This window comes from Comamonas testosteroni (assembly GCF_000761245.1).
In the GTDB taxonomy this organism is placed as follows: Bacteria; Pseudomonadota; Gammaproteobacteria; order Burkholderiales; family Burkholderiaceae_C; genus Comamonas; species Comamonas testosteroni_C.
The window spans coordinates 72,159-98,753 of the sequence record NZ_AWOR01000021.1 but is presented as its reverse complement, the minus strand read 5'-3'; the positions used below and the strand labels follow the sequence as shown (position 1 = coordinate 98,753).

Genomic DNA, 26,595 nt, shown 5'->3' with positions numbered 1-26,595 from the left:
TCAATGGGCGTTTTTGAAGAAGTGCGCGGCTTGTTGGAAGCGGTTGGCCAGTGCTTGGCGCTGGAAGGCCGGTGAATCTGGGTCGAGGTGGCTGGTTTTGACCTCTGATTCACGGTTGCCGCTGATGGAAATCTGCTCAGCGGCGGCGCCTTGAAGGCGGCCCGTGAAGTTATTGAAACCAGTCCAAGCGGCCGGCAAAGCCGGCCGTGTCTGAGTCTCTTGGCCCACGCTGTTGATGACGCCATCGGCGTCTGCAGCCACGCCGGCGGCGTGCGCTGCCTGGGGCATATCTGTGCAGTGCGACCACGCAATGCGGCGGCTCACCAGCCAGTGGCCTCGTGCACGGCCTCGCTGAATCTCTACGCCGCGCACCGTGCCCACGGTGAGCGGGTCGCCGTACATATTGGTTGCCCCGGCCTTTGCGGCGCGGCGGGCAGGGCGCAGCAGCCAGTCGTAGCGCTTGCAGCTGTGGCCGCCCATGCACTCCATGAACATGCGCCAGTCCGCGCGTATGGCGTTCTCTCCGTCGCCGTGGCGGTGGCAGGCCTGATAGGCGCGCTGAATGCTGCGCTGGGTTTCTGGGCAGAACAGGTCAAGCTGCTGCGGCTGGTCTTTGCTCACGCGGCGCAGCTCGCGCCACACCGTCACGCTGGGCATGCCAAAGGCTTGGAACTGACGAATGCCCCAGGTTGCGGCCCATGCATCCACACGGCGCTGCGCGGCCATGCCATGCGTGTCGGTGGGGGCGGGCTGGTCGGGCTGGTCAAGGCCCAGACGCATCTGGATTTCCTGGCCCATCGCCACATCCATATGCTCGGCCAGTGCGATATGGCCCACGTTCTTGGCGATGTACTTGGCCACATAGCCCGCAGCACCGCCGCGCTCCATGCGCTTCACATCCACTCGGTTTTCCTTGGCGCCGCGTTCGTTGCCGTCTTCGCTCAGCCAGTATTTGCGAATGGTGGCCACCAGGGCGCGCGCCTGGGCCTTGTCTTCTGTCCACACCAGCATGTGCCAGTGGGGCGTGCCGTCGTGGTGGGGTTCCACCACACGCAGGCCGTAGCGCTTGATGTGCAGACGATCCAGCTTGGCCAGCACACGCTTCCACAGCGCAAGCATCCATTGCTGGCCCTCGCGTGGATCGGCGCCGTTGAACTTTGGGTTGCGCTCGGCCCAGCGCTTTTCACCGCCGCCCACCAGCCGCATGGCGTGGTACTTGCTGGGCAGTGTCAGCGTCAGGAAGAGGCCCACATGGCCATGGGCGTCGGCATATTCCTCGGCGCCGCGGATGCGCGTCATCAACTCGCCGCCACGAATGGCTGGGTTGGATGGCGACAGCGCCGACAGCTCAGCCAGGCTGTAATGCTGGCCCGCTTCATTCTTGTAATACGTGCGGCCCAAGGCATCGGCATTGCGGGCCAACTGGCCCTTGCGGCGGTGCAGCCCGTTGTGGCTCACGTAACCGCCGCTGTTCAGATGCACCAGCCCCATGTGGATGGCGCCAGCCTCCACCACGCGGGCGATATGGCGGCGCAGGCGGCGGCGCCACCAGCGCGCGCACTTGGCGCGGGCAATGTCTGATTCGCCTTGGATGGGCTTGCTGACCTCCACGCCCAGCATGTCCACGATGCGGCGCACCGCATTGACGCGGGCCTGCAAAGTGACTTGCGGGTCAACCGGCTGTAGCTTGGGAAAGCTCAGCGTAGTGCGCGCATGTGCCTGCAGACGGTTGTCAAACTCTTCCACATCCTCGGCCAGCTTTTTGGCCCAGGTGCAGATTTCGTCATCGCTCAGGTTCAGGCGCAGCGCATCGCCATAGCGGTCTTCGTAGTCCGCCAGCTCTTGCAGGGCAGTCCAGGCCTGCTGCGTTTCAGTGGGCTGCCCCATCTCCCAGCTTGCATAGGCCTCAGCATCCAGGGCCACGCCTGCAGGCGGGCAGGGTGCGGTCTTGACAAAGCGCGCACGAATGGCCCCTTGCCACTCCTTTGGCGCGGACTCGATGATCCGCTGCAGGTGCTGGTTGACGTGCGCCTGCTTGGGCAGATGGCGCAACCACTCCCTAAAGTTGGTGGTGACGCGCTTGCGCGGAATGAGAGAGACAGCCATGGCGAGCTACCAGAGGCTGGCCAGCGCGACGAGGCGGCCGGAATGTCGTTTGAGCGAGCGTGTCGCAGCCTTGATGGCTGCGCGCTCGGGCGGGGGCGTTTCGCGCCAGTCCCTGCCAACAAGGTCCGGCAGGTTGCCGCTGACCTGGGCCAGCAGCAGGATGACCATGCGCAACTCTTCGGGCAGGCTGAACCACTCTTGGTTCTCTGCATCGATATAGCCACGGCCTGATTGCTTGCGGTATTCCTTGCGCAGGGTGGCCCACTGCTTGCGCGTCTCCAGCGGCATGGGCACTGCATCGCTCTCGCGCAGCGGGCCCCAGGCTTCCACAGTGATGCGCAGCAGCTCAACCGCGCCAGGCAGCAGCACACCCGGCTGCGCAGGGGTATCGGGCAGGCACTCTGCCACCAACACATCTGCCGGTGCCAGCTTGGGCGGCAGCATGACCAAGGCATTGCGCATCGGGGCGTTCATTCAGACCCTCACGCAGCTCATGAACCATGCGGCGCCATAGATGCGCACCGCGCAATCCCTGGCCATGAGGTTATTGGGCGCACCAATCACCATGCGGCGGCGCACATGGTCTTTGTCGTAGTGAGTGATGGCAAAGCGGCTCATGCAACGGTCTTTCAGGTTTTTTGGGCGTGAAAAGGGCCGCAGGGCCAGCAAACTGGCTCTGTCAGCGGTGTGGAAAAGGGGAAGCGGTTAGGGCGCTAGGTGCGCGGCGGGTCGGGTGGTATGCCTGCGAACAGGTCGCCCGTTACCGGCTCGATGTGCTCGGGCACATGCTCTGCAGACCGCGCCACATCCATCTGCACGCGCACCAAGTCGCGGCGCACATGGGTTGATATGGGCAGGTTCACTGCCGGGTCTGGGGTGGCGCTGGGGGAGATCGTGTAGTGAATCTCCATGACCGCCTTGAACGTATGGCCGCACTCGTAGTTGGTGCAGCAATAGATGAAAGTGCGAGTCAGCGCGCTGGTTTCAAAGCTGGTGCGCGAGTTGCAAGGCGACTTGCAATGAGGGCAGCGCAGGCGCGTCCTGTCACGCGGGATGCTCTTGGGCTTGGTTTCCAGAACAAGCGGCGGCTGCTTCTTGGCGGGCGCCTGAGCTTGTCCGTTCGCGGTGTTACAGCCTTGCCCGGTTTGTCCCACAGCCTGCGGCTCCAGCACGCCCATGCTTACCTTACGCACGCCTACGCCCAGGGCAGCCTGCGCAAAACTACGATGCGCCTGCAGACCGGGCTCTGCATTGAAAGGATCGTTTTCGACCATGGGCACCTCACTCATAGCTGACAGCACCCAATGCGGGTGTGGCCACAGCGCGCTGCTGCATGCGTTGGCGGTAGATCGGCATGCCCATGCGAAACACGGCCCGCGCAAAGTTGCCAGGGCGGCGCGATTCATTACGGGCCATTTCTTCCACATCGGCCTGCTCGGCAGGTGGCAGGCGCATGGCGATCGGCTTTTCATTGACCAGACCACTGGCCGCCTCCCAGCGGCTGCGGGCAGGCTGGGCCACATCGACCTGCAGCGTCAGAAAGCCTTGCTCACGGTACACGGCCAGACCTAGCAGGTAGACCATGCGGGCGAAGTTGCCCGCAGGGCGGTCCTCTGCGCGGGCCAGTTGCAGCACTTCGTCCAGCTCTTGCTGGCCCAGGCGTATGGCAATGGGCTTGTCCACAGAGGCGACAGCCAAAGCGGCGCGCGTGGATGTCTGCAGGTTGGCGGTGGCGGTCATGTACGATGAGAACTGTGATTTACAACGTATGGATATTCTTGCCAAATTTATTTGGCATGTCAATACATGGACAACAAAAATACTGTGCAGATGGGGGCGCGTCTCAGGGATGAGCGTTTGCGCCTGGAGTTGTCTCAGCTAGCAATGGCTGAGGCATGTGCTGTCAGCCGCAATACGCAGTCGGCTTGGGAGAAGGGCGACCAGACTCCGAATGGAGCTGCATTTCTTGCCATGACAGAGCTGGGCGTTGATGTCCTCTTTGTAATTACTGGCGCCAAGACAAATGAGTCGGAAAGCACGCTTGCCCCCGTAGAGCGTGAGTTGCTGAAGGCATGGCGCAATGGCACGCCTGAGGGGCGCGCAGCTTTGGAAGCCGTTGCCAAGCTGGCCTTTCTTTCGCCAAGCAACTAAGCCAGCGTAGAGATACAACCTCGGCCGACAGAAGCCGAAGGACATCAAAGAGGGAAGCGAGATGAGGAATACAGGTATTGCCGCCGCATTGGCGCTGGCGTTGGGCTTGCTCGTTGGTTGCGGCCAGGACGCACCGAGCAGTAAAGACTTTGAACTGACTGAGCAGGGAATCAAGGCACTGGACCGGGACATTGCGCAGGTATATGTGACCTCCCAGATTGACGGGCGCACCAACTTAATCGAGGTGCGCTTTAATCGAGACCCTTCGGCGGGCGGCAAGAACGACTGGAACCGCATTGCATCCGATGCACATCAGTTGATGCGCAAGCTACTTGCAAAGCCAGAGGTCAGCCGCATCCGCATGGCCTTCATTTCCCCTCAGAACAATAACTTCGACTGGGCACACATCGCAGTCGACCGCAAGAGCCTTTCCAGCGATTGGGAAAGTCTGTCCTATCTAGAGTTTTTCGCCAAGACCGACCCCAAGCCAGGATCGATTGAGACAGCGCGCTGGTTGTGTGAGTTTTACGGCACCTATCGTTCAGCTCAGCCCGCTACTGGCTTGCCACCGACATGCAAAGGCTAAGCCAAGCCTTCAAATAACGGGTCGTGCAACGGCCCGGCCGCCGGACACAAGAGAGGGGGCAAGATGAAGAATGCAAGCATTACTGCCGTATTGGCGCTGGCATTGGGTCTGCTCGCAGGTTGTTCGCAGGAGGGCGGCAGCGCTGACAGCAAGGCAGACCAGCAAGCCCCGCAGGCAGCTCAACTGGATGAGGCCGGAATGATCGCCGCTGTTGGTCGCCCTGTGGTCAGCGAAACCCGTCTCAATGATGGCAAAGGCTATAGCTTCCTTACCGACAAATGCGGCAAGAGCGTGTGCGGGCCGGAATTTGGCCTTGAATTCCGCAAGGGTCGCGTGAGCGTGTATTGGGAGTTTTTCAGGGACGACGACGGCGAGACCTTTGAAGCAATGAACGCCGAAAACCTGCAGTTGGCCGCTCAGGTGTTGACCTACGCCCTTGGCGAAGACTCCGCACGTCAGTTGCTGGAAAGCGTCAAGAACGGCGAGCCTGTGCGTGACGGTAAGTTTGCCGGCAAGCGCGTTGGGCTGTCCACCGGCCCCACCTCTGCGCTAGTGCAGATTTTTCCCTGACGGGATTGTTGGAAGTAGAAATCATGAGTCATCCACCCCTTCCGCCACCACCAGAGAACTCTGCAGGTAAGCCGAGCCTGCCGCCACTGCCAGAGAACTCAGCGGGCAAGCCAAGCCTGCCACCACTTCCAGAGAACTCAGCGGGCAAGCCAAGTCTGCCGCCTCTGCCAGAGAACTCTGCAGGTAAGCCGAGCCTGCCACCGCTTCCTAAGCCGATGCCCCAGCTACCGCAATCACTTGAAATGCTGGAGTCAGTTGCTTTTGCAGCAATTTGTTCATGCGTCGTGACTAACCGGCTGCTCATGAAAAAGGGACTCATCACCTCTGCCGAATATGCGGCCGATCTTGACGAAAACGCCAAGATCATGAAGGAAACCATTCTCTTCGACAGAAGCACTCTGAACTTCGACGAGACAATTCGGCTGCTGAAAGGGGCGTCGCAGAGTGAGTAACAAACAAGTCTTCCGCGACTATGCCAACGTCTATAACCATCCATTGCATAAAGGCGGAGAACCTCCAGATAATGGAGATATGGAACAACGTGTCGCAAAACTTGAAGCCCTTGCCGAAAAGTCCGGCGAGCGTTTGACAGCTATTGAGACTCGCCTGACTCGTATCGAAGCAAAACAGGACGAGTTCAGCAAGTATTTCGCTACCAAGTCAGATGTGACCGATGCCAAGAACAGCATCATCATGTGGGTCGTTAGCGCTGTTTTGTTGGCTCAAGTGCTTCCGGCCATCTTAAAAAAATTCGGGCTTTGATTGCCTTGAACTATCAGGTAAGACAAAAGGCAGCTCCCCAGCTGCCTTTTTTCATCCTCGCTATGGTTCGCCTATCCTTGCTCGGCCTCATCCCCACCGTCCACACCTTCACTCTGCTGCGTCTCCAGCGTTAGCTGGCTGATGTAGCCGCTGTTGCTCAGGCTGTGGCGCACGGCAGTGACCATCCACACGGTTTCATCAATCTGCTTTTTCCAGCCGCTGACGATCACCGGCCGCTGCGGCATGACATCGGCACGGCCATAGGCCAGGGTGATGTCAAAGGAATAGATACCGCGCTGGATGCGCAGCCATTCGGCACGGGCGGCGGCCAGGGCGTCGGCCTCATTGGCATAGGTCTGGCGCAAGGTCTTGGCCCGACCGCTGATGCCTGCCACCACGCTTGAGCGGGTGCCGCGCTTGATGTTGTTATAGAAGGCCTTGACGCCGCTATACGAGTCACGATCTGAGCGTGCCCAGCGGTGCTGATCGCCTGCATCGCGGGTGATGGTGACAGGCGGCAGCTCTTTACCGCTGGGCGTGCGGGCCTTGCGCGCCTGGCTAAAAAGCAGCGTGCCGTTTTTGACGTTGCACAGGCAATCCATTTGCCTGCCCAGGCGGCGCAGAAACGAGGCGTCGGACTCCTGCGCCTGATCTGCGTGGCCAATCTTGCGCAGCGCAATTTCCTTGTCGATGCTGACCTTGAGCTTGTTCTGCGCACCGATGCTGCGCACGATGGTGCCGACGGTGGTCTTGTGCCAGCTGCGGTCCTTGAGGGCGCGCAGCTCGTCCAGCATATTGGCTGCACGGCCGCGCAGGGTGATGGTGTCGGGCGCGCCGCTGTATTCCACGGCCTGGATGGTGTAGCTGCCCTTATCCACCAGGCCCAGGGGAAAGCCGCCCATTTCGTCTGCCGTTGGCGCCCGGTAGGGGCCGCTGCCAGGACTGAGCTGCCAGCCTATGGCCACGGTCATGGTGTCGCCGGTTTCGGGTAGCTCTACGGCGCCGTCATGGTCGCTGATGACGATTTCCACCTCATCGGCTTCGCCGTCGCGGTTGTCGGTGATGTTGAGGCTGACCAGACGCGGCGCGAAGCGGTCGGAAACGTCCTGACCCTTGACCGTCACGCGCCAGATGGGCGTGAGCTGAAGAAACAGGCGGCGGTTGCTGCTGCCCGTGGTGCTGGCCGTGGGCAGGGTGGCGCGGATGTCGGAAATATCGCTCATGGCCTTACCCTTAGCTCATGCTCACGGCGTCGGATGTTTCCAGGTCGCCCATTTCATCGGAATAGCCGTCCTGTCCCTCATCGTCCTGGTCGATGCGGCGCAAGGTCAGGCTGAATTCAATCTTGCGGGCCGTGCCGTCCACCTCAAAAAAGGTTTTGGTTTCCTGCATTTCGGTGATGACGTAGGCGCCGTAAATGGTTCCGCTGCCTTCCACCAGTGCCCAGGCCAAGCCGGTGTTACCCATGCGGCGCAGCTCGTCCAGGCTGGCGGGCTTGCCCTTGAACTCGGGGACCATGCTGCCGCTCATGGTGATGATGTCCTCGCCATAGCCCAGATATTGCGAGGTATCGCGCCCGCCCACAATGCTCTGGGTGGGGTGCTTCCACGAGGTACGGCGCTGCAGCTCTTGATACGAGAGGGTATCGAGGCTGAAAACAAAAAGGCCGAGACACATTTGCATGGCGGTCAATTCCAATCTGTAAAGCTGCTTTGCAGGCGTGCGGCCTTGGCCCGCTCGCGCTGCTCGATCACTCGCTCCACTTCCCTGCCGATGGCCTGCAGGTCCATGCCGGGGGCGGCGTGAATCTGGATGGTGATGGTGTCGCCGTGGATCACAGGAGCAGGGCGCGCAGCTGCAGGTGCAGGGGCAGCGAGCACCGGGCGGCGGTCAATCTGCACAGGGTCGGCCTGCATCGGCATAGCCTGCTGTGCAATCGCTGGCAGTTGCTGCAGAACGGGCTGCAGTGGCTGGGTGACGGCAGGCAGCGCTTGCGCCAGTACAGGCAGCAGAGGCATGGCCTGCTGTGCTACAGGCGGCAGTTGCTGCAGCACAGGCGCCAGCTGCTGAGTGATTGCCGGTAAGGCTTGCGCCAGGACCGGTTGCACAGGCATACGTTGCTGCAGCATGGGCTGCAGTTGTTGCAGCAAGGGCTCCACCGGCTGGGTGAGTGCAGGCAGCGCCTGGGGCAGCACCGGCTGCAGCGGCATGGTCTGCCGTGGTACTGGTGGAACCTGGGGCGCTAAGGACTGCAACGGCACCGGCTGCGGCGGAACAGGGGCAACCTGGGCCACCGTGGCCTGCAAAGCCATTGGCTGCTGCAGCATGGGTTGAGCCTGGGCCACCACCGGCTGGGTGATGGGCGGCAGGACGGCGGGCAATGACCGGGACGCGCGCGGCAACTCCTGAGAAATTGCGGGCGGTGTGGCTTGCTCCCATTGCGGCGCCGCGATGACCGGAGCCGCCAGAGAAATACCGGCCGCCATGGCCATGGCTGCAGCCGATTGGCGCACCATGCCCACAGTGCGATCAATGCCGATTGCTGCACCCTCACCCACGTTGACGCCCGCCGCCATGAACACGCGGCTAGGACTGTGAATGCCCAGCTTTTCCTTGAACCAACCAATGGCCGAATCTGCGGCACCGCCCACGGCTTCGCGCACCATGGCCAGCTTGCTAGTGATGCCGTTGACCAGCCCCTGGATGATGTTGGCGCCGAACTCGCTAAAGCGCGTGGGCAACTCAAAGCCGAAGTAGCTCATAACGCCCGCGAAGGCTTGATAGAAGAGGGCCAGTGGGCTCCAGTTCATGATGGCCGAACCGATGTTCTGCAGCACCGCAGTGAAGGACCCACCCAGAGCAGCCCAGGCCGCGCGGGCACCCTCCACCATGGTGTTGATGGCACTCAGGAACAAATCTTTCAGCGTGCCGCCGATGGACAGCACCGCATTGCGCAGCAGGCCGTACATGCCGAAGGTGACAGCGTTCAGCCCGGATTCAGCGGTTTGCCAGATGCCTGCAAACAGTGCGCCCCACTGGCCTGCATTGAAATAGCCTTTGAACTCTTCCCAGCGTTGGGCCACGTTGTAGATGACTGTGCCAAAACCCAGCAGCGCAGCGGTGATGGGGAAAGCACGCATCGGCAGAGTGAGCAGACGCAAAGCGCCGGCCGCCGTACCCCGCAGCAAGCCCAGGGCGCCTGATGCAGTGGTGAAGGACGCGCGCAGCCGCATAAAGATGCCCGCCGCACCGCCCATGCCTCGGAATGCATTACCCAGTGAGCCCGACAGCACCGATGAAAGGCCGCGCAGCGCTGTGGTGAATCCCATGGTCTGCATGCCCATCATGCGGAACAGAAAGCGCATCAGCAGGAACTTGCCCGCGATCAGAGCCAGCGGCACCAGCAGAGCGCCCAGCACCACCATCAGACCAGCCAGCACGGCCATGGTGCGGGCAATGCCTGCGGTCAATGCCGGGTGTTCCTTGATCCAGCCGCCCACGCTGCTGGTGATGTCGCCAATGGCCTTAATCACATCCTTGGCGTCGTCCTTGATGGTGTCGCCGACCGCCGCCATGACATTGGTGAAGCCGCCTTGTGCGGAGTCCAGTACATTGGTCAGCGTTGCCAGTTGCTGATCCACACGCTTTTGAAGGTCGGCCTGGGCTTCCATTTTGGCCACAACTTCATCGTAGCCAGTCTTGCCCTTGCTGATCATTGTGTCCAGCGCCTGCATAGTTTCGCTGTCATCTCCAAACAAGTCTTTGATGACAGAAAGCCGCTTTTCCGTGGTGAGTCCGTTGAGCTTGCTCAGCTCTTTATACATTTGCTCGATCGAGCCAAACTCACCCTTGCCGTTGGTGAAGTCCAGTTTCAGGCTGATGCCTTTTTCTTTCTTCAGCCCGTCAGTGACTTTCTTGATCTTGTCGGTGTTCATGGCCGACTGGAAGATTTTGCGGAAGGCGTTGCCTGCGGCTTCGCCTTTCATGCCCGTCTGATCCATCATGACCAGCAGAGGGGCCAGCATCTTGCTGGCTTCCAGCCCGTCTTTGCGAATGACGTTCATGATGGGCGACATCTTGGTAAAGCCCTGCAGCATGTTCCCAGAGTCCACGCCCAGGTAGAAGGTGCGCTGGATCATGTCCATCAGGCCCAGCATGTCCTTCTCGGTGGTGCGCGTGGCGTCCTGCATCTTGGCCGCGAACTCAGCAGCCTCGGTCACAGGCATGCGCAGTTGCACGCCCAGCAGTGCGGCGGCCTCTCCCGTGCCGCCCAGAATGGACTGCGCAGACAGGCCTTGCCGTCGCAGCATGGTCATCATTTCGATGAAGTCAGCAGTCGTACCCGGCAAGCGATCACCCAGGCGTTTTGCCAGTGCATCGATCTGGGTGAATTCTGCCGACACACTGCCGTCGGATTGCATCATGCTGGCGCTCAGCTGGGTGGTGGCATCTTCCTGCTTGGAGAAAGCGCCCAGCGTGGCCTGCACAGGCTTGGCAATCGCTCGGCCTTCGGCCACCAATCCCACGCCAGCGCCCACGGCCATGCCGGTGTGCATCATTGCTTTGCCATGGTTGGCCTTGAGGGCGGCCATGCGCTCCTGCTGGACCTTGAGCTGGGCCAGTGCCTGCTTTTGGCGCTCCATGGCGGCAGTGGCTGCCTCGATCTGGATTTTCTGATTGCGGGATTGTTGGCCCAGCTTGTCGGTGCTGATGCCCGCGCGCTCCAGGCGCTGCTGGTAGCCGATCAGGCGGTCCTTGCCGTTGTCGATCTTGCTGCTGAGCTGGGCAATGCCTGCTTCTGCGGTTTTGATCTGGGTGCGGTATTTGCTGAGCGTGGAGTTTGAGCGCTCATAGGCGGTCTGACTGCTCAGCAGCCGGATGCGGGCCATCTCCAGCTGGCGGCTGAATTCGGGCGTTGCCGTGGCGCCATCCTGCAATGCCTTGGTCAGCTTGCTGTGTGACTCGCGCGCGGTCTTGAGCGATGCGGCAATGTTCCTGTGCCGTTCGCGGTGCTCCACAAGGCTGGCATTGCTGCCTGCCAGCTTGCCCTGTAGGTCTTGCAGGTCGCGTTGCTGGCCACGCAGCTGGACGCGCGTTTTGCGCAGGCCGTCAATGTCCTGCTGGGCTTTTTCGAGGCCGCGCAACTGGTCGCGGGTGGCCTTGAGTGCGGCGGCGGCGTCCTTGCTGCCGGACTGAATGCCGCGCAGCGGCGCCAGGACTTTATCGCGCAGCTCCAGAATGAGGCGCAGGCGGGTGTCAGACATGGGCACCCCCTTGCGCCTGGGCGCGGGAGTGCAGAGGGGGAGTTAGTCCTTTTCGGCCAGCAGGCGCTCGATTTCGCGGGCCTGGGCGCGGTGGTCCTCGGCGCTGGTGTGCGCCCACAGGCCAGTGGCGGCCATGATGGGCGCCAGGGCAAAGCCCAGCACGACCAGGGCGGCCAGTGCAAACAGCGCGTAGAGGAAGAAGTCGGGAGACATGGCCCATATATTACACACCCTGATGTTGGGCGCGAATGCGGGCTCGTTCACGCCATTCCATGAGGTCGGCCAGCGTCATGTCATCCACATCCGCCGGCCGCCAATGAAAGACCATGGCCAAGTCGGCCATGGCGTCCTCTACGCAGTCAGATATTCCGCGCGGATACTCTTGCGCACGAAAAAACCCGCCACCTTGGTGCCCAGCTCGGTGATGTCGGCGGGGTCGAGCTGCGCGATTTCGTGGGGCAGCAGGGTGGGGGTGGTGATGCGGGGCAGGATCATCTGCACGGCGCCCACATCGAGCGACAGCAGCTCGGTGAGCTTGACGCCGCGCAGCTGGCCCGCCATAGGCTTGCGCAGGGTGATTTCCTTGACTTCGGTGTCACCGCGCTTGATGGGATAGTCCAGCGTGACAACTTCCACGCCTTCGACCACGAGAGTGGCGCCTGCGCTCAGGTCTTTGGTGTCGTTTTCGTTCATGGTGATGGGTTCTCAGATGATGGGGATTGCGGGGCGCTCGATCACAGACCGATAGCGCGGCGGATTTTGGAAAGAACGTCCTGGCCGTCCACGTTGAAGACCATGCCGGGCACATCGATCTCGATCACATCGCGGCCGTCCACGGTCAACTTGTAGTAGCTGACGCTAATGGTGTGGGTGTGCTCTGTGTCGTCGCCCGCCTTGGCGTCGCCGGGGTCGATTTCGCGCACGCGCCCGCTGACCAGAATTTCCACGGCCGTCACTACGGCGGTGCTGTCGTCTTCATAGGCGCCCGCAAACCGCCACTGGTTGGCGTTGTGCGTTGTGCCGCCGAATGCGCGGTAGCCGTCCAGCAGGAAGCCGCCCGCCTTGAAAGACAGCTCCAGCTTTTCGTGGCCCAGGTCCACCTCGATGGGGCCATGCATGCCGCCGCCGCGCCATTCCTCGACCTTGCGCACGAGCTTGGGCAGCGTCACGCTGTCGATGAGCGCACGCCAGACGTTGCCGTCGCCAAAGAGGTTGAAGTTTTTGAGTTTGAAAGGCAGTGCCATTGATTGGTGCTCCTATGGTTTCAGGCTCAGGCCTGGATGGCAGCCGCGAACTCGGCCAGGAAGTCGTCCGTGATGGATTGCTCGAAGATGAGGTTTTCCAGCGGCGGGACGGGCGTGTATCGGTAGCTGATGAGCAGGCGGCCCGCAGCGAGGTCTTCCTTGCTGTTGCGGTCGGGGTCAAAGTAGGCCTCGGCGCCTATCAGGTAGCCGCCAGTCTTGAGGTCACGGAAGCGGCTGTTGATATAGCCCAGCATGTCGCGCACCAAGCTGGGGTGCATGGGCTTGTCCACGAATGCAAAGTGCGCCTCGGCAATCGTGTCGGCCAGCACCTGGGCCGTGCGCGTGTAGTTCTCAAAGGAGAACTTGCCGCCTTGTTCCTCGCAGGTACGCGAGCCCCAGAAGCGGTAGCCGCTGCGGCGGATGATGGTGGTGACTTCCAGGGCGTTGAGGTAGCCCGCATCGCTGGCCGGGTTCTGCAGGTCGAAGAACACAGGCACGGTGATGCCCTCGGGGCCGTTGATGACTGCATTGCTGATGTTCTTGTGCCAGCCCACTTCCTGGTCCAGCTTGGCGCGCAGGCCCAGGGCGTAGGCGGGTGCTGCCAGGGTGACAGCCGCGCCTGTGCCCTCAGCGCCGCCCGTGTTGTCCCAGGCCATGAAGTTGGGCCACAACACCATGACTTCGCGCTGGCCGAATTCCTTGCGGTAGTTGGTGGCTTCTTCCTTGGTCTTGGCATAGCCGCCCGTGGCATCGCGCGCCGCCACATAGGTGAAGGCACGCAGGGACTGCGCAGCAGTGGCCAGGGCATTGGCCACGGCCTTGGTGTCCAGCTCAGGGGCGCCGATGATACGGGGCTTTACGCCCAGCTCGGATTCCGCCGCCAGCAGTGCCTGGATGCCGGTGCGTTGGCCGGTGGCAGTCACGGAGCCGATGACGTTGGATGTGGTGGCCGCGATGTCGGCGCCTTCTTCCACACGCACCACGATGGTCAGGGCGCGGGATTGGCCGCTGATGGCCGTCAGCGCTTTGGCCAGGGTCCCGCCCTTGCCAGCCTTGCCAATGCCGCCCGCAGGATTGGTGAGCAGCACAGGGGTGTTGATGGGGAATGCTTCGTCGTCGGCGTCCGGCGCCGTGGCCACCAGACCAATGACGGCCGTGGACACCACGCGGATGGCCGCGCCCGTGCCCGTAGTCTCGATGACGCGGACGCCATGGTGATATTCAGTTGCAGCCATGTGGCTTCCTTTGAATGAAGGGGATGGAAGGGGTGAAGGTGCTCAGGCGGCAGCGTTGGCAGAGCCCTTGCCGCGCTTGCCCTTGGGCTGGCCGGTGGCGTCCTGGCTGGCATTCGCGTCAGCCTCGGCGGGGGAGTCGGCGCTCTCGGCGCCTCGGGTGTTGGCCTGGACTTGCACCTGGGCCTGCAGCTCATTGAACAGAGGGGCCACTTGCTTGTAGGGGCGATCAGCCACGCAGCTCAGTATGAAGTGGGCCGCTTCTTCCGTGACGGTCAGCGTCACGACGTTGGGATTTGTCGATTGAGACATGGGCTTTGCATAGGGGTGGGTTGCTGGTCCCCTATGGTTGCGCCCGGTGCTCGAATGAGCCAGCGCGGCCCGTTGTGGCGGTGACTTGCACGTAAATGGCCCGCACCCTAGGCCTGATTTCGCTACACCGCCACGCCTACGGCGTAGGCAAAAAGCTCATCCAGATCACTTTCCGACAGCTGCAGTAGCTGGGCCATGGTCTGCATGGCCGGGCTGCCCCGCTCCCAGGTAGTCGCGCGTTGGTAGCCGATTCTTACGGTGTAGCGCTCCACCTCATTAGGGATGCGGGCGATTTCCGCCAGCACATCGTCCTCGGTGATGCGCTTGATGGCGAAGAGTGCCACCAGACCCTGAGCAGGGCTGCACGCGGCAGCAGCAGAGTCTGGGTTCGTGTTTGAAGCGAATTCCATTGCCTGCTGCTCGGTCAGAGGCTGCATGCCTTCGTACCAGCGAGGATCGTCGCCATCATTAAAGGCACGCACGAGGCCATCATGCAAAAAATAGAGCATAGACATTAGCGGTACTCCATCCATTTATTGACTGTGACATTCACAGTGGCAAGGGAGTAGGTTTGGCCTGGAAAGACGATGCCGCTTACAGCCATCCCTTGATCGTGTATGGACTCGAAGGCATGAGAGCACTCGCTGCCGTTCGCTGATAGAAGGAGCGTGCAACGTGCATTGGCGTTCGCAGTTCCGAGCCCTCGGCATATGACCAATATTGGCCGTTCAGAAGTGTTGGTGTAGACAACCCCAGGTTGGCGCTGAGAAAGCACATCCTGGTAAGTCTGACCAATGGAAAACACACCGGAGAGTTTCTTAGGCGTAACCGATCGCGCATCGTCGGTGCCTGCATTCGTTTCCGCCTGAGTTGCAATTTCACTTACGCCGCTAACAGTCTCTGTAGCAGCTGCAATCGCGTGCGTGTGGCTGGTGGTGCTGACCGCGTTGGTGGTCGCGCCGTTCAGTGTGCCGGGCGTGCCCATAGTGAGGGTGCGGTCTGCCGTCAGATTGCCGCCGCCCGTCAGGCCATTGCCCGCCACGATGTTGCGCGCGGCCAGGGCACCGTCCGTGATGCCGTAGCCTGCCAGCGTGGTGGGCTTGCCGGTGACGCTGCCCCAGGCCGGGGTGACGGTGGCGGACCCGGCCGCCGTCAGCCGCCCCTGGGCATCGACGGTGAAGGTGGGGGCCGCTGTGGCGCTGCCGTAGCTGCCCGCTGCCACTGCGGTGTTGGCCAGGGCAATGGTGCGGTCTGCAGTCAGGTTGCCGCCGCCGCTCAGTCCAGTGCCTGCGGTGATGGTCCGTGCCGCCAGGGCGCCGTCCGTGATGCCGTAGCCCGCCAGCGTGGTGGGCTTGCCGGTGACGCTACCCCAGGCCGGGGTGACGGTGGCGGACCCGGCCGCCGTCAGCCGCCCCTGGGCATCGACGGTGAAGGTGGGGGCCGCTGTGGCGCTGCCGTAGCTGCCCGCCGCCACTGTCGTGTTGGCCAGCGCAATGGTGCGATTGGCCGAGAGGTCGCCGCCGCCCGTGAGGCCTGTGCCTGCGGTGATGGTGCGCTCGTCCGTCAGGCTCTTGCGCCATGCACTCCAGCCGGTGTTATAGCGGGAGCGGGTCCACTGGTCGCCGTTGTTGTAGTGGGTGTAGGTCTGAGTGCTTATGGACGCACCGTCCCCAATTACCAGCAGCGTGCCAGCTGCAGCCACCGGGTAATTGCTGCCGCCCGTGGCGTTGGCATTGGTGCTCTGCGTGTAGATGCCTCGGCCTGTCACCGTGTTGAGGTCCACACCGCTACCCAAGGCCGATGCCATGGTGACGGCGGCACCATCGCCCAGGTCGGCCACGTTCAGACTGACCAGATGGGTGTGGCTGGTGGTGCTGACCGCGTTGGTGCTGGTGCCCGTCAACGTGCCGGGCGTGCCCATGGTGAGGGTGCGGTCTGCCGTGAGGTTGCCGCCGCCCGTCAGGCCATTGCCCGCCACGATGTTGCGCGCGGCCAGGGCACCGTCCGTGATGCCGTAGCCTGCCAGCGTGGTGGGCTTGCCGGTGACGCTGCCCCAGGCCGGGGTGACGGTGGCGGACCCGGCCGCCGTCAGCCGCCCCTGGGCATCGACGGTGAAGGTGGGGGCCGCTGTGGCGCTGCCGTAGCTGCCCGCTGCCACTGCGGTGTTGGCCAGGGCAATGGTGCGGTCTGCAGTCAGGTTGCCGCCGCCGCTCAGCCCTGTGCCTGCGGTGATGCTGCGCGCTGCCAGGGCGCCGTCCGTGATGCCGTAGCCCGCCAGCGTGGTGGGCTTGCCAGTGATGCTACCCCAGGCTGGGGTGACGGTGGAGGACCCGGCCGCCGTCAGCCGCCCCTGGGCATCGACGGTGAAGGTGGGGGCCGCTGTGGCGCTGCCGTAGCTGCCCGCCGCCACTGTCGTGTTGGCCAGCGCAATGGTGCGATTGGCCGAGAGGTCGCCGCCGCCCGTGAGGCCTGTGCCTGCGGTGATGGTGCGCTCGTCCGTCAGGCTCTTGCGCCATGCACTCCAGCCGGTGTTATAGCGGGAGCGGGTCCACTGGTCGCCGTTGTTGTAGTGGGTGTAGGTCTGAGTGCTTATGGACGCACCGTCCCCAATTACCAGCAGCGTGCCAGCTGCAGCCACCGGGTAATTGCTGCCGCCCGTGGCGTTGGCATTGGTGCTCTGCGTGTAGATGCCTCGGCCTGTCACCGTGTTGAGGTCCACACCGCTACCCAAGGCCGATGCCATGGTGACGGCGGCACCATCGCCCAGGTCGGCCACGTTCAGACTGACCAGATGGGTGTGGCTGGTGGTGCTGACCGCGTTGGTGCTGGTGCCCGTCAACGTGCCGGGCGTGCCCATGGTGAGGGTGCGGTCTGCCGTGAGGTTGCCGCCGCCCGTCAGGCCATTGCCCGCCACGATGTTGCGCGCGGCCAGGGCACCGTCCGTGATGCCGTAGCCTGCCAGCGTGGTGGGCTTGCCGGTGACGCTGCCCCAGGCCGGGGTGACGGTGGCGGACCCGGCCGCCGTCAGCCGCCCCTGGGCATCGACGGTGAAGGTGGGGGCCGCTGTGGCGCTGCCGTAGCTGCCCGCTGCCACTGCGGTGTTGGCCAGGGCAATGGTGCGGTCTGCAGTCAGGTTGCCGCCGCCGCTCAGTCCAGTGCCTGCGGTGATGGTCCGTGCCGCCAGGGCGCCGTCCGTGATGCCGTAGCCCGCCAGCGTGGTGGGCTTGCCGGTGACGCTACCCCAGGCCGGGGTGACGGTGGCGGACCCGGCCGCCGTCAGCCGCCCCTGGGCATCGACGGTGAAGGTGGGGGCCGCCGTGGCGCTGCCGTAGCTGCCCGCCGTCACTGCTGTGTTGGCCAGCGCAATGGAGCGGTTGGCCGTAAGGTCGCCACCACCCGTCAGCCCTGTGCCTGCTGTGATGGTGCGAGCAGCGAGGGCGGCGTCCGTGATGCCGTAGCCCGCCAGCGTGGTGGGCTTGCCCGTGACATCGACCCAGGCCGGGGTGACGGTGGCGCTATCTGCGGCAGTCAAGCGGCCTTGAGCATCGACCGTGAAGGTGGGCACCGTCGTGGCGCTGCCATAGCTGCCTGCCGTCACTGCGGTGTTGGCCAAAGCAATGGTGCGGTTTGCGGTCAGGTTGCCGCCACCCGTCAGGCCCGTGCCTGCCGTGATGGTGCGAGCCGCCAGAGCTGCGTCCGTGATGCCGTAGCCTGCCAAGGTGGTGGGCTTGCCGGTGACGCTGGCCCATGCCGGGGTGACGGTGGCGCTACCGGCCGCCGTCAGCCGCCCCTGCGCGTCGACGGTGAAGGTGGGCGCCGCCGTGGCGCTGCCGTAGCTTCCCGCCACCACTGTCGTGTTGGCCAGGGTGATGGTGCGATTGGCTGCAAGGCTGCCGCCGCCCGTGAGGCCCACGCCTGCCGTGATGACCGTGGCGCCCAATGCTCGCGCATTGAAAAGCGTCTTGACGCTGGCCGCCGTGAGCGCTCGGACAGCATCTGCCAGGCCGTTGGCCTCGGCTTCGGTGGCCAGCTCCACCACGCCCTGGCGGTCAGTGGTCGCCGGAGGGTTGATGAAATTGGTTTCCCCGAACTGAAGGGTACTGATGTTCACGGAGCCGTCCAGCACGCGCAAATCGGTGGACAGCAGGAAGATGGACGCCGCCGACTTTTCCAGAATCACAGCGGCTTGGCTATAGGTGCCCAGCAGCACGCCGTTATCGAGGTACAGGCCCAGGCCGCGCACGGTATAGGTCTGGTTGCCATCGTCGCGGATGGTGACGTGGATGGTGTCTTTTGCCACCACATCCCCGGCAATGGTGGTGATGCGCTTGATTTCGTTGGGGATGGTGGTCAATGCCTCGGTGGGCGTGAAGGCAGTGGCGGTCACGCCGACGCTGACCAGGGTGCGCGCCAAGGTCCCATTCTGGGCGGCGTTCACAAGCGCCTGCCGCCCTGCAGCGGTGAGTTTGAAGATGATGGCCATAGGTTGCGGTTGGTGTTGCCTTGAGGTCAGCCCACATCCATGTCAAGCCGCGTGTATGCAACGGGCCTGCCCACGCATGCAAGCTGGATGGATGCCTGGGCACTGAGTCCCTGGATGAAGGTGAAATGGGAGCGCAGCGGCTTGACGCGCGAGACTTCGGCCATAACGTCCTGCACGAATGCGGCGCTGGCCTGCTCGCCGTCCTGGCCGGTCATGGTGAAAACCAGCTCAAAAGTGTGCGGCGCGCCTTTGGGGGCGGTTTGCCACCATTCGCGGATGCTGATGGCGCCGCCGAAGCTGGCCACGGTGTCGCGCACGCTCTTGAGGGTGCCGCGCTGCCGCTGGACCTGGATGGCATTGCGGACTAGCGCCCGCTTGATTGCCTCGGGCCATTCGCTGCGCCAAGCCTCCACCCCCATGGCCCAGGCGAGCCAGGGCAGATGTTCCAGCGGGCAGGTGTCGGGGTTCCACAGGGCGCGGTGCGGCTGGTCGATGGCATCAAGGTGCTTGACCATGATCGACTCGGCCGCTCGGTCCAGCGGCGTGGCGTTGGGTGGGAGAAGGGAATCAGCCAACGATGCCCCCGTGCGTCACGTTGATAGCGGTACACCAGCTGGCCTGCGTTTCACCGACAACCACATCCGCGGTCGGGCTGGTCAACTCCACACGGTCCACGCCCTCGATGTGCAGGGCGGCATAGATGCCGGACAGGGTGGGGCGCCGGCCGATGCGGTGCATGGATTCGGCATAGGCAATGACTCGCTGCTGAGCGGTGGTCAGGACGCTTGACGAGTCCGGCCCTGGCAAGGTGTAAATCTTGGCGGCAATCTGGTAGTTGACGATGGTGGCCGCCTGGACGATCACCTCATCCGTGAGCGGGCGGATGTCGTCTGCATTGACGGCGGCCGACACGGCATTGAGCAGGGCTTGACTGGGCACTCCGCTACCTACTCGGGAGAGCACGGAAACCACGACACGGCCCGGCGTGGGGCTGGTGGCCGCTGCGTCCAAGACTTGACCGTCTGCGGTCTTCGCATGGAAGACATAGGCACCCACAGGCCCGGCCACGCTGTAGCCGCGCGGTGCCAGCTGGATGCGGGCGCGGAATGTGTCGTCGTCCTCATAGACAGCTGCCACAGGCGGAATGGCCGCTGGCTGGGCTGGGACGATCACGAGGCGGACGACGCCAAAGAAGGCGCCGAGCTGGTCCAGGTCGCTGCCACGGGCATAGGCCAGCATGACGGCGTGCGCGCTGTCGTTTCTGTCGCTGCGCTCTACAACCAGCTGATATGCCAATCGCTCAAGCCACTTGGTCAAGGGCTCAGACTCCAGGGCGAGGGTGTCGCTGACAGCGGAGCGGGCCTCTGCAGGCATGGCCGCCACGAGGTCAGCCTTGAGCGCGGAAAGAATGGTTTCCAACTCCGGCACCACCACCACGGCGGGCGCCGGTAGCTTGCTCATGTCAATGATTTGGGCATTGCTCATGTGTTGGCACCTTGGGCGGGTTGAATGCTCACTGCTTGGCGGCGTGTGGATGCCTGCCCACGGTCCTGGCGCTCCAGCTGCAACACTGCCCGGCCGCTGGCGTCAAAGTCGAGAAATGCACGGCGCAGGCGCGTGCGGGGCTCGTGTTTCATGATTGCCTGCGCTGTGGCCGCCTGCAGCCGCAGGATGTTGGCGGGCGTCATAGGCTGGTCGATGAGCTGCGGGATGAAGCTGCCATAGCCCCGGCGCATGACGCGCGAGCCGATGGGCGTGGTGAGAATGTCCGTGATGGACTGGCTGATGTGCGCCGCGTAGTCGATGCTGCGGCCGGTGTTGACGTTCATCATGCTGCGCCCCCGATAGGTCCGCCGCTGTTGCCGCTACCCGTCTGCACGCCACCATGCGGGTGGTAACGCAGGCTGACACCGCTTGCAATCACATCCTGAGTCGTGCGCAGCGTGCCCTGGATTTCGGCCGCACCGTTGGCGCCCTCGGCAGTCCCACTGCCGCGCATGCCGCCCTGATAAGTCAAAGAGCCTTTGACAAGGCAGTGGCCTGTCATCGTGACCTGGGGGCTGTCGATGGTGACGCTGCCCGGTGCCACCAGCTTGGCGGTGCCACCGCCGGGCAGAGTGGCCACGAGAGCATGGGCCGCGTGGTCGTACTCGATCACGGCGCCGTCCGGGTATTTGGTGATGGTCTTATTGGGGTCGCTGCTGGGCGCTGGCTTGCCGGTGCTGTTGAGCCCGACGATGACCACGGCCGCGCCCAGGTCGCCGCTGGGGGACAGCACGGTGGCTTGTTCGCCCACGGTGGGTGGGTTCCATGTGGTGGTGCCGCCCGCGCGGGCCTCGTGATAGGGGCGCCAGTCGGTGACCAGCTCGCCCAACGTGACACGCACCAGCGCGGGCTTGTCGGTGCCGCCGTGGTCCACGGAATGGATGCTCCCCACGCGGATCATGTTGTGCAGCAAGCGCTGCATATCGCCAATGGCGAGGGCCGGATCAGAATTCATGCAGCCGACTGTGCCGGGCAGCACGCGGGCGCGCGAGCGGCGGGCAGTGTGGCGGCAACCTGCACGCGAAAACGTGGTTTATCCCTTGGTTGCGTGCTCCAGCAGGATGTCCTCGATGCCCTTGATTTCTTCCTGCGTGTATCCCAGCAGCTCACGGCTTGCATACTTCACCACAGGGCTGTTGCGGTCGCGGCGGTCCACCTTGTCGCGCAGGCCGTAGTGATGGACACGGGCCACATAAGAAACGCGGGGATTCATGGCCACGCTGGCCATGTCTGCCGTGGCTTTGCGCTGTAGGTTGCGGGCTTTGCGCAGACCCATGAACATCTCCCCACGTATGGCGCCCTGGCGCTTGGCCAACTGCTCACGGGGGCGGCGTGGCTCATAGGGGGAGCCGTCCGGGTTGCGCTGGTCAGCGATGCGCTGGGCCTGACTCTTACGCAGATAGATGGCCACCTCCAGCATGGCCGCCTTGCGGCCTGCTGGCTCCATGCGCTGCAGCAGCGGCGTGGCCCACTGCGCAAGCTGCTCCAGGGCGTCGGCCATCAGTCAATCCCTTGTGTCTGGTGCCACTCTGCGCCGATCTTGTCGCCCAGGTAAAGGCTGTAGTCGCCGCTTGCGTAGGGCTTGGGGCTGTAAATTTCGCCTCTGTGTTCTGCGGTCAGACGCTGGCGGCCTTGCTCGTCCTTGTCTTCCTTAACGATGACAGCCTCGGTCAAGTCCACCTCGATCACAAGGTCCACTTTGTCGTTGGCCAGGACTTCCACATCAAAGCGCAGACCCTTGGCGGCCCTTTCCTTGTTCTGCAGCAGGTCCGGCTGGTAGGTGCTGAGCCAGGCCAGTATGGGGACGGCGAACAGATCCATATTGCCCGCGAAGTCCAGCATGATGAGGCGCACCGTGAAGCGGTATTCAAAGGAAAGCGTTTCACCGCTGCGCGCCACGATGGCGCCGGACTCCACAAACATCTTGAGCCGCTGCGGGTCGGTCTGCAGCTCAGGGATGGCACCCGCAAGGAAGTTGCGCAGTGATTGCGGTTTTTTCATGGCTGTGCCCCGTTGGCTTGGCGCATTACTTGGGCGTAGCCGTCAATGCAGGTGTTGAGGTCCCTGATTGCGTTGTCTCCGTCTTCGGTGATGCGGACAAGAGCTGCAGCATCCGCTGGGTCAATGTCGGCTCTCGCTTGGATAGGCCCAGCGGTGGCACTGTGATTGCCTCCGGTCTGGGCGGTGGTGCGGATTGACAGGCGCAGAGCGCCGCTGCGCAGGTCAGCATCAAGGCGTTCAAAGGCTTTTTGAGCATTGGCTTTGTCCAGTTGGTTGCGGTCCAGAAGCTGGCCGAGCTGCCCGGCCAGTTGGCCGCTGCGCTCGATGGAGAACTCCAGGCGCTGGACAGCGGCGGCGCTGTGCTGGGCCTGGGCTTTTTGCATGCCCCGTTCTTCCGCGCGCTGGTCCACGGCGTAGAGCAGGAGCAGCACGGCGATGGGGACGACCAGCCGGGTGAGGGTGGCGATGATGCTTGCGGGCGTCATGCTGGCAGGAATGGTTTGCCGCCCAGGAATTCACCCAGGGCGCGATTGAGCTGCCAGCCGTATTGGAAGGCCTCATCTTTGGGCCGGCGCTCGGCCAGCTCCTGCAGGTACACGGACTGGCGGGCAACGACCATGCCAAATAGCACGCCGCCGCCTTCACGCCCGCGCTTTTTAAGGAAGGCACGCAGGGCGGCCAGGGTGATGGTGCCGATTCGGCCATCATCTTCCAAGTCGTCATAGTCGGCCTGCTGGCGGTTGAGCACATTCAGCGCCCGCTGCAACTGAGCTGCGGCGGTCTTCTGACCGGCCAGGACGCCGAAGTCCAGCAGGCATTCCGCAAGCGCCGGGTAAACCTCATCGACCAGATGAAACTTAGGCTCTACCCAATAGCGGCGCAGGTAGATGGTTTGCGCTGTGGCGTGAGGCAGGTCACGCATGGGGCCGGTGTAGCCATAGGCGCGAGCTGTGGCCACGGTGATGCCGAATTTGGTTTCGCCGCCCGAGTCCTTGGGGTCGTTGACGTAACCGCCCTCGCGCTCGATTAATTCATTGATGTAGGTAACGGCGCTCATTCGGTACCTCCCTTGCGGCCCGCAGAGCCATGGCCCGCAAGGTCGCCACGCAGCTGGTCGGCCATTTCAGTGATGGTCTGGCCTTCGCTGCGCTTGAGCCAGAGGAAGACGCCCGCCACGATCCACGGACCAGGGATGGAGCAGACCACCAGCACGCAGCCGGTAATGATGAAGAAGCCCGCAATGGATGGCACGGCGGCCATGGTGGCGAGTCGCATCCCAGCCTCAAAGACGCCCGGCCAGTGCTGCATGAGCAGCACCAGCGCAGGCACGCCGAGTACAAAGCCGCTGACCAAGCAGGCCAGGACGCGGTTGAGCAGGTCGCCGCGCGGGTCGGTGCTGCGAAGCGGCACGAAACGCAGGCCCAGCCAGAAGGCGATCAGGCTGGCGATGACCGGCAGGGAGAAGAGGGCGAGCTTGTAGCCCGCGAAGGTGCCGACAGCAGAAGTGGGTTCAGACATGGCAGTGAAGTGGTTAGGTTGAGCAGGCGTCAGTCCCACAGGGAAATGGTTTTCGGTGCGGTGGGGGCAGTTGGTGGGTCGGGCAGGATGACCCGCCGACCCAGAGGCAGAACGGAACCAAGCGCGGCAAGGCCTGGGTTCAATGCATAGGTGGCTTCTGTCACCCCTGCAGTGGTGCCCAGGTGGCGCAGACAAAGCATGTCCACGGTGTCCCCCTGCTGTGCCTGGACGGTGATGGTCATGGCTAGATCAGCTCCGATTCCATGCGGGCCACGCCCAGGATGTCGCGCACGGCGCGCAAGGCGTCCGCACGGTAGTCACTGGCCTGCAACTCGCGGCGCTCATCGCCGGGCTCGGTGCGGCCGGTGGCGTCGGCACCCGCGTAGCGCTCGATCAGGTCGGCCTTTGAGTAGGCGTAGACAGCACGCTCAAAGCACAGCACGTTGACGCTGGTGCCGTTGATGGCGATGGCCGGGACAGAGGAAAGCGTATCGAACCCGGCAGCAGCTTGCGCGGTAGCCCAGTTGCTCAGGTCCTTTATGACGCTGGCCAGGGCATTGGCAGCAGCGTGGGTGAGGCGGCCAGCGGTTACGGAGCCGTCTACGTCCACGCTGTCGCGCAGCTTGGCTAGGTCGATATGGGGCCAGAAGCTGCCCGCGTCCAGCACGCCCGTGATGGGCGGTTTGCTGGGCGGGTCGGTCACGATGATGGGCGGCGCGTTGGCAATCATGGTCATGGTGCTGGGCTGATGTGGCGCCAACGTAGTGGGCGGTGGTCGCAGGGCGTTGCGGTAGGCCGAAGCCTTCGCGCGGCCCTGCGAGCCGCCCAGCACGGGGGCTGTGCTCGGTGGGTTTAGCGCTTGCCTTTGGCTGCAGGCTTGGCCGGGGTAGCTCGCTTGCGTGGCGCAGGCGCAGCGGTGGCAGCTGCCGGTGCAGCGGGGGCCGCCGCGCCATCGGCCTGGGGTGGTGCCGCCAGGGCGCGCAGCTTGCGCTCGATGCGCTCCATGTCTTTTTTGACGCCGCTCTGCGCGTCCAGCTTGAGAGCCTGAGCCAGCAGCGCCTGGACGCCGCCCAGGGTTTCCTGGGGGATGTCGTCTAGCGCCGGTTCCTCGGCGGTCTGAACCTTGCCCAACATGGCATAAGCCGTGGCCTTGTAGAGCTTGGCGCGGGCTTGGTCGGGGGCGTCCAGGTTTTGCGTGATGCCATCCACGGCCGTCAGATGCTCGGCCGGGTGGGTGTCGTCGGGCACCATGCCGCTGGCGTCCGGCTTGACGGGGCTCCACTGACCGCCCAGGTAGGCGCCCGCAAACTCGTCCATGAGCAGGGCGGCCGTGCTGCGGTGGTACTGGTCGGGTAGGGGAAGGTTGTGCTGCACGGCATAGGCAGCCATGCGCAATGCCAGGCCGTAAGCCCCGGCGTCAATGGCCCAGACCATGGTGGTGGTGAGGACCAAATCCTTGGCGCCCTTGCCATTGGTCAATGCGCCCTCGATCCAGGGCAGGTAGTCGGGCAGCATGGCGGCCTTGGCTTGGCGCTTGAGCTGTACCGATTCCATGTTCTTGAGCGTGCGCTTGTCGGTGGCCAGCTTGGCCATCATCAGCTCGTATTCGCTGCCCTGGACCTCGATGCCGAACGGACTTTCAGCCTGAGCCTTCGCAGCCAGCACGCGGGCGCGGTGACGCTGTGCGGGAGTGAGTTGCATGATGCGTTTTCCGGTAGTTGCGGAGAGAGGCCGCCGCCTGATGCGGACGGACGGCGGCCCGGCTGGGCTTAGGCCTCGACGATTTCGATGTGCTCGACCATGGACGCGAGGCCGATGTCTTCCACAACGTAGTCGTCATTGCTGGACTGGTAGTCCTCCACGCGGTTGCGCTTGGGGTTCTCCACGATGTAGCGGCGACGGCCGCCGCGCTGCCAGTACACGGACAGGTTGTCCAGCGTGGTGATGAGCAGGCCGTTTTCAGGGAAGAACGGCACTTGCACGGCCTGCAGGCCGCCCACGCGCTTCTGGCTGATAACGATGTCTGCCGCCAGGGTTTCGCTGGGTGCTTGGGTGGTATTGACCAGCGGGAAATACTTGTCGTGCAGCAGCTTGTCACCAAGGATGCAGACCAGTTGGGGATTGTTGCGATGCCAGGGGGATAGCAACTGCTTGGCATCAAAGACGGCCGCGTCCAGATTCTTGAAGTCGCCATCAGGGCCGATGACGATCTTGCCCGCCACCTTGCCCTCGTGCATAACGTTCTCGGGTGCTTCTTCGCGCAGCTTCTGCAGCCAGCCCTTGTTCACATCCTGCAGCAAGGGATTTGCCGCAAGGTTGGTATCCGGCGAGATGGATACACCGTTGAAGCCGATGCACATGCGATCCAGCGCCTGACGATGGGCCAGCATGCGCGCCACACGGACCTGAAAGTCGGGGAACTTGGCCCAGGCGTCAATCAGGGAGTATTTCAGGTGCGAGTCATAGTTCGTCTGCTGGCAGTGGTAGCCGCGCGCGCTGATGCCGGTCAGGTCGCGCGTCTGGCGGTCCTTGTCGGCGGTGTTGGTGCGACTGGCGATGGGGCCGGACAGGGACAGGCCGAGCTTTTCGCCTTGCATCTCATCCACGGGGACGATGTTGATGCGCTGCAGGAATTCGCTGGACTCCTGCATAGCGTTTTCCAGCTTTTGCTGGACGCTGGGGGCGACGGCAAAGGCCTTGTCGGTGTCGGCAGTGCTGACGCCATTGAGTTGGGCCACACGGCCGAGAAATTCGTTATAGCTTTGGCGGCTTTCGTTGCGCATGAATGGTTCCTTGAAGTGGGACGGATTGGGCGGGTTGG

General features: G+C 63.4%; 34 protein-coding genes. 5 read left to right on the top strand and 29 right to left on the bottom strand.

From position 1 onward, the window contains the following. The 5 genes from P353_RS05395 to P353_RS05380 form a co-directional block, all read right to left on the bottom strand. Positions 1 to 2,106: a replication endonuclease gene (locus tag P353_RS05395; RefSeq protein WP_034366344.1), complete on the bottom strand. Its 2,106-nt coding sequence runs from the start codon at positions 2,104 to 2,106 to the stop codon at positions 1 to 3. Positions 2,107 to 2,112: 6 nt separating this feature from the next. Then, positions 2,113 to 2,580 carry a hypothetical protein gene (locus P353_RS05390; protein WP_034366341.1) on the bottom strand — a complete coding sequence of 156 codons (468 nt, stop codon included), beginning with the start codon at positions 2,578 to 2,580 and terminating at the stop codon, positions 2,113 to 2,115. Continuing rightward, a complete protein-coding gene (locus P353_RS29450) occupies positions 2,581 to 2,724 on the bottom strand; it encodes a hypothetical protein (protein ID WP_194270901.1) in 144 nt (47 codons plus the stop codon). A gap of 95 nt (positions 2,725 to 2,819) precedes the next feature. Next, entirely contained in the window at positions 2,820 to 3,380 is a 561-nt protein-coding gene (locus tag P353_RS05385) for an ogr/Delta-like zinc finger family protein (RefSeq protein ID WP_034366338.1), read from the bottom strand. 7 nt (positions 3,381 to 3,387) lie between these two features. Next, positions 3,388 to 3,846: a hypothetical protein gene (locus P353_RS05380; RefSeq protein WP_034366336.1), complete on the bottom strand. Its 459-nt coding sequence runs from the start codon at positions 3,844 to 3,846 to the stop codon at positions 3,388 to 3,390. Positions 3,847 to 3,912: 66 nt separating this feature from the next. Here P353_RS05380 and P353_RS05375 point away from each other — a divergent pair, with 66 nt between their 5' ends. The 5 genes from P353_RS05375 to P353_RS05350 all read left to right on the top strand — a co-directional run bounded on the left by P353_RS05375 (position 3,913) and on the right by P353_RS05350 (position 6,175). Further along, on the top strand, positions 3,913 to 4,257 hold the full coding sequence (locus P353_RS05375; RefSeq protein ID WP_034366334.1) for a helix-turn-helix domain-containing protein: 345 nt from the start codon (positions 3,913 to 3,915) through the stop codon (positions 4,255 to 4,257). A gap of 61 nt (positions 4,258 to 4,318) precedes the next feature. Further along, positions 4,319 to 4,843 (top strand): hypothetical protein, encoded by a 525-nt coding sequence (locus tag P353_RS05370; RefSeq protein ID WP_034366331.1) that lies wholly within the window; start codon positions 4,319 to 4,321, stop codon positions 4,841 to 4,843. 63 nt (positions 4,844 to 4,906) lie between these two features. Continuing rightward, complete coding sequence (locus P353_RS05365) at positions 4,907 to 5,413, top strand: hypothetical protein (RefSeq protein ID WP_232776270.1); 507 nt, start codon at positions 4,907 to 4,909, stop codon at positions 5,411 to 5,413. A 23-nt stretch (positions 5,414 to 5,436) separates the two neighbouring features. Continuing rightward, positions 5,437 to 5,865: a hypothetical protein gene (locus P353_RS29000; protein WP_157839515.1), complete on the top strand. Its 429-nt coding sequence runs from the start codon at positions 5,437 to 5,439 to the stop codon at positions 5,863 to 5,865. Continuing rightward, the gene (locus P353_RS05350) at positions 5,858 to 6,175 is read left to right on the top strand and encodes a hypothetical protein (RefSeq protein WP_157839514.1); all 318 of its coding nucleotides are present in this window, start codon (positions 5,858 to 5,860) and stop codon (positions 6,173 to 6,175) included. The genes P353_RS29000 and P353_RS05350 overlap by 8 nt, the downstream gene beginning before the upstream one ends. A gap of 71 nt (positions 6,176 to 6,246) precedes the next feature. On the opposite strand, the gene P353_RS05345 is transcribed toward P353_RS05350, so the two are convergent. The 24 genes from P353_RS05345 to P353_RS05230 form a co-directional block, all read right to left on the bottom strand. Then, a complete protein-coding gene (locus P353_RS05345) occupies positions 6,247 to 7,398 on the bottom strand; it encodes a contractile injection system protein, VgrG/Pvc8 family (protein WP_052084725.1) in 1,152 nt (383 codons plus the stop codon). A 10-nt stretch (positions 7,399 to 7,408) separates the two neighbouring features. Then, on the bottom strand, positions 7,409 to 7,858 hold the full coding sequence (locus P353_RS05340; protein ID WP_019044047.1) for a phage tail protein: 450 nt from the start codon (positions 7,856 to 7,858) through the stop codon (positions 7,409 to 7,411). Positions 7,859 to 7,863: 5 nt separating this feature from the next. Continuing rightward, positions 7,864 to 11,439, bottom strand: a complete 3,576-nt coding sequence (locus P353_RS05335) for a phage tail tape measure protein (RefSeq protein ID WP_034366319.1) — start codon at positions 11,437 to 11,439, stop codon at positions 7,864 to 7,866. Between the two features lie 42 nt (positions 11,440 to 11,481). Continuing rightward, positions 11,482 to 11,652, bottom strand: a complete 171-nt coding sequence (locus P353_RS29445; protein WP_198529027.1) for a hypothetical protein — start codon at positions 11,650 to 11,652, stop codon at positions 11,482 to 11,484. A gap of 10 nt (positions 11,653 to 11,662) precedes the next feature. Next, entirely contained in the window at positions 11,663 to 11,782 is a 120-nt protein-coding gene (locus tag P353_RS27795; protein WP_003051665.1) for a GpE family phage tail protein, read from the bottom strand. 8 nt (positions 11,783 to 11,790) lie between these two features. Continuing rightward, positions 11,791 to 12,132: a phage tail assembly protein gene (locus tag P353_RS05325; protein ID WP_034366315.1), complete on the bottom strand. Its 342-nt coding sequence runs from the start codon at positions 12,130 to 12,132 to the stop codon at positions 11,791 to 11,793. A gap of 41 nt (positions 12,133 to 12,173) precedes the next feature. Then, positions 12,174 to 12,683: a phage major tail tube protein gene (locus P353_RS05320; protein ID WP_034366311.1), complete on the bottom strand. Its 510-nt coding sequence runs from the start codon at positions 12,681 to 12,683 to the stop codon at positions 12,174 to 12,176. Positions 12,684 to 12,709: 26 nt separating this feature from the next. Beyond that, a complete protein-coding gene (locus P353_RS05315) occupies positions 12,710 to 13,918 on the bottom strand; it encodes a phage tail sheath subtilisin-like domain-containing protein (protein WP_034366309.1) in 1,209 nt (402 codons plus the stop codon). Between the two features lie 42 nt (positions 13,919 to 13,960). Further along, on the bottom strand, positions 13,961 to 14,227 hold the full coding sequence (locus P353_RS05310; protein ID WP_034366307.1) for a hypothetical protein: 267 nt from the start codon (positions 14,225 to 14,227) through the stop codon (positions 13,961 to 13,963). A gap of 122 nt (positions 14,228 to 14,349) precedes the next feature. After that, positions 14,350 to 14,742: a hypothetical protein gene (locus tag P353_RS29815; protein ID WP_232776268.1), complete on the bottom strand. Its 393-nt coding sequence runs from the start codon at positions 14,740 to 14,742 to the stop codon at positions 14,350 to 14,352. Then, entirely contained in the window at positions 14,742 to 18,710 is a 3,969-nt protein-coding gene (locus P353_RS27455; RefSeq protein WP_052084724.1) for a hypothetical protein, read from the bottom strand. Before P353_RS27455 ends, P353_RS29815 begins: the two co-directional genes overlap by 1 nt. Before the next feature lie 26 nt (positions 18,711 to 18,736). Beyond that, complete coding sequence (locus tag P353_RS05290) at positions 18,737 to 19,285, bottom strand: phage tail protein I (RefSeq protein ID WP_034366305.1); 549 nt, start codon at positions 19,283 to 19,285, stop codon at positions 18,737 to 18,739. Then, the gene (locus P353_RS05285; RefSeq protein ID WP_034366302.1) at positions 19,278 to 20,195 is read right to left on the bottom strand and encodes a baseplate assembly protein; all 918 of its coding nucleotides are present in this window, start codon (positions 20,193 to 20,195) and stop codon (positions 19,278 to 19,280) included. The genes P353_RS05290 and P353_RS05285 overlap by 8 nt, the downstream gene beginning before the upstream one ends. Beyond that, positions 20,192 to 20,542, bottom strand: a complete 351-nt coding sequence (locus P353_RS05280; protein ID WP_080750440.1) for a GPW/gp25 family protein — start codon at positions 20,540 to 20,542, stop codon at positions 20,192 to 20,194. The genes P353_RS05285 and P353_RS05280 overlap by 4 nt, the downstream gene beginning before the upstream one ends. Then, positions 20,539 to 21,210, bottom strand: coding sequence for a phage baseplate assembly protein V (locus P353_RS05275; RefSeq protein WP_034366559.1), 672 nt, complete (start codon positions 21,208 to 21,210; stop codon positions 20,539 to 20,541). The genes P353_RS05280 and P353_RS05275 overlap by 4 nt, the downstream gene beginning before the upstream one ends. Before the next feature lie 78 nt (positions 21,211 to 21,288). Continuing rightward, on the bottom strand, positions 21,289 to 21,756 hold the full coding sequence (locus tag P353_RS05270) for a phage virion morphogenesis protein (RefSeq protein WP_034366296.1): 468 nt from the start codon (positions 21,754 to 21,756) through the stop codon (positions 21,289 to 21,291). Further along, a complete protein-coding gene (locus tag P353_RS05265) occupies positions 21,756 to 22,256 on the bottom strand; it encodes a phage tail protein (protein ID WP_034366293.1) in 501 nt (166 codons plus the stop codon). The genes P353_RS05270 and P353_RS05265 overlap by 1 nt, the downstream gene beginning before the upstream one ends. Beyond that, the gene (locus tag P353_RS05260) at positions 22,253 to 22,741 is read right to left on the bottom strand and encodes a lysis system i-spanin subunit Rz (protein WP_034366291.1); all 489 of its coding nucleotides are present in this window, start codon (positions 22,739 to 22,741) and stop codon (positions 22,253 to 22,255) included. Before P353_RS05260 ends, P353_RS05265 begins: the two co-directional genes overlap by 4 nt. Continuing rightward, on the bottom strand, positions 22,738 to 23,313 hold the full coding sequence (locus tag P353_RS05255) for a glycoside hydrolase family 108 protein (RefSeq protein WP_034366289.1): 576 nt from the start codon (positions 23,311 to 23,313) through the stop codon (positions 22,738 to 22,740). The genes P353_RS05260 and P353_RS05255 overlap by 4 nt, the downstream gene beginning before the upstream one ends. Continuing rightward, on the bottom strand, positions 23,310 to 23,774 hold the full coding sequence (locus P353_RS05250) for a hypothetical protein (protein ID WP_034366286.1): 465 nt from the start codon (positions 23,772 to 23,774) through the stop codon (positions 23,310 to 23,312). Before P353_RS05250 ends, P353_RS05255 begins: the two co-directional genes overlap by 4 nt. 29 nt (positions 23,775 to 23,803) lie before the next feature. Next, on the bottom strand, positions 23,804 to 24,016 hold the full coding sequence (locus P353_RS05245) for a tail protein X (RefSeq protein ID WP_080750439.1): 213 nt from the start codon (positions 24,014 to 24,016) through the stop codon (positions 23,804 to 23,806). Positions 24,017 to 24,018: 2 nt separating this feature from the next. Further along, complete coding sequence (locus P353_RS05240) at positions 24,019 to 24,510, bottom strand: head completion/stabilization protein (protein WP_034366553.1); 492 nt, start codon at positions 24,508 to 24,510, stop codon at positions 24,019 to 24,021. A gap of 116 nt (positions 24,511 to 24,626) precedes the next feature. Continuing rightward, the gene (gene gpM / locus P353_RS05235; RefSeq protein WP_034366283.1) at positions 24,627 to 25,475 is read right to left on the bottom strand and encodes a phage terminase small subunit; all 849 of its coding nucleotides are present in this window, start codon (positions 25,473 to 25,475) and stop codon (positions 24,627 to 24,629) included. Between the two features lie 68 nt (positions 25,476 to 25,543). Continuing rightward, a complete protein-coding gene (locus P353_RS05230) occupies positions 25,544 to 26,557 on the bottom strand; it encodes a phage major capsid protein, P2 family (RefSeq protein WP_034366280.1) in 1,014 nt (337 codons plus the stop codon). Between the last annotated feature and the right edge of the window lie 38 nt (positions 26,558 to 26,595).